General features: G+C 70.8%; 5 protein-coding genes. 1 reads left to right on the forward strand and 4 read right to left on the reverse strand.

Annotated elements, in window-relative coordinates; genetic code table 11:
- Positions 1-62 precede the first annotated feature (62 nt).
- Together AB0J09_RS51595 and AB0J09_RS51600 are read right to left on the reverse strand one after the other, a co-directional pair.
- Entirely contained in the window at positions 63-1,208 is a 1,146-nt protein-coding gene (locus AB0J09_RS51595) for a thiolase (RefSeq protein WP_360709026.1), read from the reverse strand.
- Entirely contained in the window at positions 1,208-1,609 is a 402-nt protein-coding gene (locus tag AB0J09_RS51600; protein WP_360709029.1) for a Zn-ribbon domain-containing OB-fold protein, read from the reverse strand. Before AB0J09_RS51600 ends, AB0J09_RS51595 begins: the two co-directional genes overlap by 1 nt.
- A 135-nt stretch (positions 1,610-1,744) precedes the next feature.
- Here AB0J09_RS51600 and AB0J09_RS51605 point away from each other — a divergent pair, with 135 nt between their 5' ends.
- A complete protein-coding gene (locus AB0J09_RS51605; RefSeq protein WP_360709032.1) occupies positions 1,745-3,190 on the forward strand; it encodes an MFS transporter in 1,446 nt (481 codons plus the stop codon).
- Here the strand turns inward: AB0J09_RS51605 and AB0J09_RS51610 are convergent.
- Positions 3,177-3,923, reverse strand: a complete 747-nt coding sequence (locus AB0J09_RS51610; protein WP_360709035.1) for a class I SAM-dependent methyltransferase — start codon at positions 3,921-3,923, stop codon at positions 3,177-3,179. The two genes, AB0J09_RS51605 and AB0J09_RS51610, sit on opposite strands and share 14 nt — an antisense overlap.
- Before the next feature lie 285 nt (positions 3,924-4,208).
- Positions 4,209-6,810: WD40 repeat domain-containing protein (locus AB0J09_RS51615; RefSeq protein ID WP_360709037.1), on the reverse strand; the 2,602-nt coding region annotated here is incomplete at its 5' end.

The raw sequence follows: 6,810 nt of genomic DNA on the forward strand, positions 1-6,810 counted from the left end.
GGGCCGCCCCCGCGCCGGGACCTCAGCCCCGGACGGCGGGAGCAGCGTCAGGGGTTAAGCGGTCACGGCGTGCGGTTGCCGAGCACGAGCGTGCCGGAGGCAGTGAACATGCCGCCGTTGCCCAGCGCCACGCTGATCTCGACCCCCGGCACCTGCGCGGCGGCCTGCCCGCGCAGCTGCCGGACCGACTCCTGGATGAGGAACATGCCGTACATGCCGGTGTGGGTGTAGGACAGCCCGCCGCCGTTGGTGTTCAGCGGCAGCCTTCCGCCGGGCTCGGTGTTGCCCTCGGCGATGAACGCCCCCGCCTCGCCGCGGCCGACGAAACCCATGTCCTCCAGCCCGTAGATCGGCACGTGCGCGAACGCGTCGTAGATCATCAGATGGTCGACGTCACCGTGCGTGATACCGGCCTCCGCGAACGCCTCGGCGCTGGAGCGCCGGAACGCCGCCGACGTGGTGAAGTCCTCCATCTGGGAGATCAGCGGCGACTCGAAGGTCTCCCCCGTGCCCAGAATGTGCACCGGGGGCTGCAGCAGGTCGCGGGCGCGCTCGGCCGAGGTGATCACCAGCGCGCCGCCGCCGTCGGTGACCAGGCAGCATTCCAGCAGGTGCAGCGGATAGGAGATCATCCGCGAGTCGAGCACGTCCTCGACGGTGATCGGCTCGCGGTAGCGGGCCCGCGGGTTACGCGCCGCCCACTTGCGCTGCGCCACCGGGACGTACGCCAGCTGCTCGGCCGTCAGCCCGAACTCCTTCATGTAGCGCAGCAGCGGGATCGTGAACATCGTCGGCGGGCCGAGCACCCCGTACGGCGCCTCGAACTGGGCGTTCGGGCTGGACGCCGGCAGGGCCGGGCGAGCCGCGCCGACCCGGGACCTGCCCGACTCTCCGTGCGTGACCAGCACCGTGGTCGCGTGGCCGGCCTGGATCGCCGCCACCGCGTGGCGCACGTGCAGCAGGAACGAGGTGCCGCCCACCCCGGTGCCGTCGATCCACCGGGGCCTGACGCCCAGCGCGTGCGCCACCTGGATCGGGCCCGGCGCGGACACGCTCGCGATGCCGTCGATGTCCGCCATGCGCAGGCCCGCGTCGGCCACGGCGTTGCGGGCACCCTCGACATGCAGCCGCAGCGTGGAGTGCCCGGGCAGCACGCCCACCTCATCGGTCTCCGCCGCCCCGACGATCACCACGTCGCCTCGCGCCATCAGCCCGCCTCCGTCCTTGCCGGCATGAACTGCGGAATGGTCATGTCACCGCGCTGTTCGAAGGTGACCTGCAGGTCCATGTCCAGCACCAGGTTGTCCGGGGTGTTGTCGATGCCGACGATGTTGGCCATCATGCGCGGGCCCTCGGCCAGCTGAACCACCGCGATCGCGTACGGCGCGTCCTGCTCGAAGCCGGGCGCCGGACGGTGGTTGATCGTGTACGAGTACAGCGTGGCGCGGCCGGAGGCAGTGATCCATTCGAGCGCGTCCGAGGCGCAGAACGGGCAGCACGGGCGCGGATAGAAGAACGGCCTGCCGCAGTCGAGGCAGCGCTGGATCTTCAGCTCTCCTCTGGCGGCGGCGTCGAAGTGCGGTTGCGTCTCCGGTGTCGGCACAGGCACCGGCTTTCCTCTTGCGGACACAGGGGTAGCTCCTGGGATTATGTGACAGTGTTAGAATCAAGTTCTGGAATTAGCTTCGAATCTAACGGACCCCACTGTCAAGACCGGCGGCGCCCCTGGCGCATCCTGTCGGTGGTGAGCCTGGCCAGCGTGCTCACCGCCCTCGGCGGCAGCGCGCTCAACGTCGCGCTCCCCCAGGTCGTACGGCAGACCCACGCCGGCGCCGACGCCGCGAGCTGGATCCTCATCGCCTTCCAGCTGACCACGACCGTGCTCATGGTGGTGTTCGGCCGGCTCGCCGACATGTTCGGCCGCCGGACGATGTACCTCACCGGCCTGGCCACCTACACCCTCGCCAGCCTGCTGGCCGGTCTCGCGCCGGACGCGTGGCTCATCGTCGCGCTGCGCGTCCTGCAGGCCGGGGGCACCGCCATGCTGCTCACCAACAGCGCCGCGCTGGTCACCGACGCCTTCCCCCGCGACAGGCTGGGCGAGGGCATGGGCGTCTACACCGCCTCGTTCTCCATCGCCCAGCTCGTCGGCCCCACGGTCGGCGGCTTCTTCACCGAGCACCTCGGCTGGCGCTGGGTGTTCTGGTACAACGTGCCGATCGGCCTGCTCTGCCTGGTCTGGGGGGCGCTCGTGCTGCCCCGTGCCCGGCCCGCCGGCGGTGAACGCGGCCTCGACCTGCCCGGCAACGTGCTCGTCCTGGCCGGTCTCGGCGGGCTGCTGCTGGCGCTGTCGGAGGTGACCCGGCTCGGCTGGGGCCATCCGCTGGTCGCCGGCGGCGTGGCCGCCTTCGTGCTGGCGCTCCCCCTGTTCATCCTGCGCGAGGGCAGGACGCGCCACCCGGTGGTCGACATCCGCCTGTTCCGCGACCCGCCGTTCGCCCTCGGCACGACGGCGTCGTTCCTGAACGCGGCGGCCCGCATCTCGGTGCTGTTCCTGGTGTCGCTGTTCTTCCAGGCCGTACGCGGCGAGGCCCCGGTGCCGGCGGCGCTGAAGGTGCTCCCGCTGTCCGTCGCGGCGATGGCCGCGTCGGTGACCTCGGGGTTCCTGCAGCGCCGGCTCAGCCCGCGAACCGTCGCCGTGATCGGCACCTCGCTGACCCTCACCGGCCTGGCCGGGCTGCTCTGCACGATCTCCGCGACCGTGCCCTACGCGCCGACGGCCGCTTTCCTGGTGCTGATCGGCCTGGGCTCGGGCCTGTTCCTGCCCTCCAACACCACCGTCCTGCTCGACGGCGTCCCCTCCAACCGGCTGGGCATCGTCAACGCCATGCGCCTGATGCTCCAGAACACCGGCGGGGTGGTGGGCACCGCCATGGTCCTGTCGGTCATCACCGTCCCGCTGCCCGCCGCCCTGCACGACTCCGTCTTCGCCGGAACCCTCTCGCAGGCCGCGCCCACCGCCATCGCCGACCTGGTCATCGGCTACCGGTGGGCGCTGGGCTGCATGACGGCCGTCGCCGCCCTGAACGTACTCACCTGCCTCCACCGCGCACGCCCGGCGGCCGGCACCCCGGCCCCGGTTGACGCGAACCGGGGCCGGGGCCAGAACGGGAGCGTCAGCGCTTCATGAGCGCGAACACGCCCCAGCCGAGCAACGACCGCTCGAACCTGGTGTAGCGCAACGGGTCGGCCGACAGCTCGGCCCGCATCTCGGGGGCGAGCTCGTCGTCGGGGTTGGCATCCAGCCAGGTCCGGATGTTCAGCCACTGGGCGGCGCGGTAACGGTCCCAGCTGTCCTCGTCGGCCAGGACCATCTCGACGACGTCGTAGCCCAGACCGTCGAAGAGCGAGATGAGCCCGGGCAACGTCTCGTGGTCCTCACGAGACCGGGCGTGGCAGGCTTCGACGGCTTCCTGACTGGGCGGCTCGGCACGCCAGAACGGCTCACCGATCAGCATCACGCCGCCCGGCCGCAGACTGCGCTCCAGCAGCGCTACTGTCCCGGCGACACCCTGCCCGATCCAGGTCGCCCCGATGCACGCCGCCACATCGACACGCTCGGCCGCCACATGGACGGCGGCGTCACCGTGCACGAACGTCACCTGGTCGGCGACACCGAGCTCGGCGGCGCGCTCGCGCGCGGCGGCCAGGAAGACCGTGCTGATGTCCACGCCGGTGCCGGCGATGTCGTGGTCGCGGGCCCAGGTGGCGAGCATCTCGCCCTTGCCGCAGCACAGATCGCGCACGGAAGCGCCTTTGCGCAGCTTGATCGCGGCGCCCAGAGTGGCGAGCTTTTCCGGGGTGAACGGGTTGAGAATCCGGTGGCTGCTCTCCCGGATGGTGAAGCTACGTGGCAGATCCAAGGGAAGGAGTCCTTACGTGTGATGACTGGTTTACAGAGATGGACCGGTAACGAACGTCATCGACACGCATCTAAAGCAACTCCTCCGTCACGAGATATGATCGGCGACCCTAACCCGGGCCCGGATGTGCGGCAAGCGAGTTTCCCGCTGACCTGTGATGCCCGGGTGCACGGGCTCAGCTGGGGGCGGCGACATGGGCGGCCGAGTCGCGCGCCAGGTCGCGCAGCCGGGGCAGGTCGGCCAGGAGGCGGCCGCCGCGCTTTCGCACGACGCGAGCAATCCGCGCTATGCGCACACCTTCCGGAAGGGCACGTCCCCGAGGTACTGGCTCCACTCGGTGGGGGTGAGCGTGCGCCCGGCCCGCGCGCACACCTTCCCGGCCACGAGCGCGTCACCGACGGGCACCTCGCGCACGCTGCCACCCTTCATGCCTTCCTGCATGCCGACGTACAGGACGCTCCCGTCGGCGCTGAAGGCCAGCGACGAAGGGTCGAAATCCCCCGCCGCGTACGAGGTGCCGAGCTTGCGCCTGGCCTGGACGTCCCAGAACTCGAGTACGCCCTGGTCGGTGACCGTGGCGAGCGTCTTGCCGTCCGGCGAGAATTCCATGGCGGCGATGTCGCCGGCAGCGCGGGGCAGGGCCGGAGGCAGAGCGGTCGGAAGAGCCGGGTCCTTGACGTCCCACAGGCGGACCCTGTGGCTGGCGGACTCATGGACGGCCATGAGTCCGTCGCGGCTGATGGCCAGCGCGTTGGTGTCGCCGAACCCGGCGCCGACGGGCTTGCCGGTCATCATGTCGACGAGCCTGCCGTCGAGCGAGGCGAACACCTGCCGTCCCGGGATGAAGGGTCCGTCGCTCAGCCGGGTCTTGTACAGGGCCACCACGTGGCCGTCGGCGGTGTCCAGCACCAGCTCTTTGAGCCCCGCGTTCTGCCCGTAGTAGAGGGTCATGGCGAGCCGGCGCCCGTCGAGGCTGAAGTTGGCGAAGACAGGGGTGTAGTTGCCCTGGCTCGCCCGCCGCGACCATAGCTTCTTCCCAGTCCCGAGGTCCCATAGCGCGACCGTGTCGTTGCCCACAGTGGCGAGCTTGGTGCCGGAGTCGTCGAAGGTCTCGCTGAGGTCGTCTTCCTCGTCGAGGGGTATGCGGCGCACCTCCTTGTGCGTGCGGAGGTCGAACACGCCGAGGGCGGAGCTGTCCTTCCTCGCCACCGCCCAGCGGCCGTCGCGGCTGAGCTCCGGAGGGTCGGGCAGGGAGACAGCCGGGGCGCGGGGCTCGAGGTCCACGCTGATGACGGCGTCGTCAACGAGATAGCGCAATGTCCTGCCGTCGGGGTCGAAGCGGACGTCGGCGAGATCACCCTCGGCGCGGTAGCGCAAGATGTCCCTCTGGTCGCTGATCTGCATGACCTCCAGGTCGCGGCCGTAGAAGCCGGCGATGTAGCGGCCGTCGGTGCTGAACCGGAGCTTTGCGAACTCCTTGCAGATTTCGCAGTTCAGCGTTTCTTCCAGCTTGCGCTCGCGCCCGGTGACGGCGTCCATGAGGACGATGTCGCCGGCGACGTCGACGCAGGCCAGGGTCTTGCCGTCCTGGCTGTAGGCGGCCAGCACGTGGTACTTGACGCAGGCGGGGAAGGGCCGTTCGGCGGTCCAGCCGGGCAGGGCCAGCTGGTCGAAGCGGTGGCCGGGTAGCAGGAGGTGCCTGCCGGTCGGGTCCACGAGCGGCGCAGGGGTCTGCGACCACGTCCGGTTCTCATAGACCGCCCGGCCGAACCGCTTGCCGGTGGTCACGTCGACGAGGTAGGGGACCTCGTCGGACAGGGTGACCGCGAGCGTCGTCTCGTGCTCGCCGAACACGACGCTGAAGCCGCCGTCCCCGGCACCCGGCAGAGGCATCCTCACGAGCGTCTTACCGGTCTTCAGGTCCCATACGCCGAGCTCGTCCGAGGTGGTCTGGGCGAGCAGGCGTCCGCTCCGGCTCAGCGAAGGGCTCTGTATGGAGGTCCCCTTCAAGGTCATCTTGGGCCAGCCCATCGTCCGCCTGTGGGTGCGCACGTCGTACACGTTGACACCGCCCTCGCTGACGCTGACCAGTGTGCGCCCGTCGCGGCTCAGCACCCGCCGGCCCACGCCCTTGACCGGCGGATCGCGGAACACGGCCGTCTCCCGCTGCTGGAGGGAGCCCATCAGGCTGGAGCGGGCCTCCGGCTGCGGCGACACCCGGTAGGCGGCCACGCTGAGCAGCATGGCGAGGCTCGGATCCGCCGTGCGCAGGCGGTCGGCCTCGGCCGCGACCTGCTTGGCGGTCAGGATGTCGAGCCGCTCGGTGGCCTGCTGCCGCTGCCACACGGCCACCCCGCCCGCCGCCAGCGCCACCACCAGCAGCCCCGCCAGCGCCGTGGTGATCAGTTTCCTGCGCCTGCCGCGCCTCTTGGTCAGCTCGGTGCCCGCGCGCAGGAAGTCGCGTTCGAACGGGGTCAGCGTCAGGTGCCTGCGGCCGGTCGCCGCCCAGCTCAGCGCCTCCTCCAGACGGCTGCCCTGCAGCACGTCGCCGTCGCGCCGGCCGTGCTCGTCCCAGTGCCGCGCCGCCGCGTTGATCTCACTGAGCGCGGCCAGCCCGGCGCGGTCGGCGTTCACCCACATGCGCAGGCGCGGCCAGGCCCGCAGCAGACCTGGGCGTGACAGGGCGACCGAGTCGTCCTTGATGGCGACCACGTACGAGAAGGCCTCCAGGATGCGCCGTACCGCCGCCGCCTCCTGTTCCGGGCGGCCGCCGAACAGCTCCTCGGGTGCTGCCCGGCGCAGCGTCTCCTGGCCGTCGGCGTTCACCGCGACCAGCCGCAGGAACACCTCGGCCGCCAGGTCGCGCTCCTCCGGGCCGAGCGCGCCG

Source organism: Nonomuraea sp. NPDC049784, from assembly GCF_040659615.1.
Lineage (GTDB): Bacteria > Actinomycetota > Actinomycetes > Streptosporangiales > Streptosporangiaceae > Nonomuraea.

Coding starts and splice junctions, on each gene's coding strand:
- AB0J09_RS51595 (WP_360709026.1), bottom strand. CDS start 1,208: ATGGCGCGAGGCGACGTGGTGATCGTCGGGGCGGCGGAGACCGATGAG.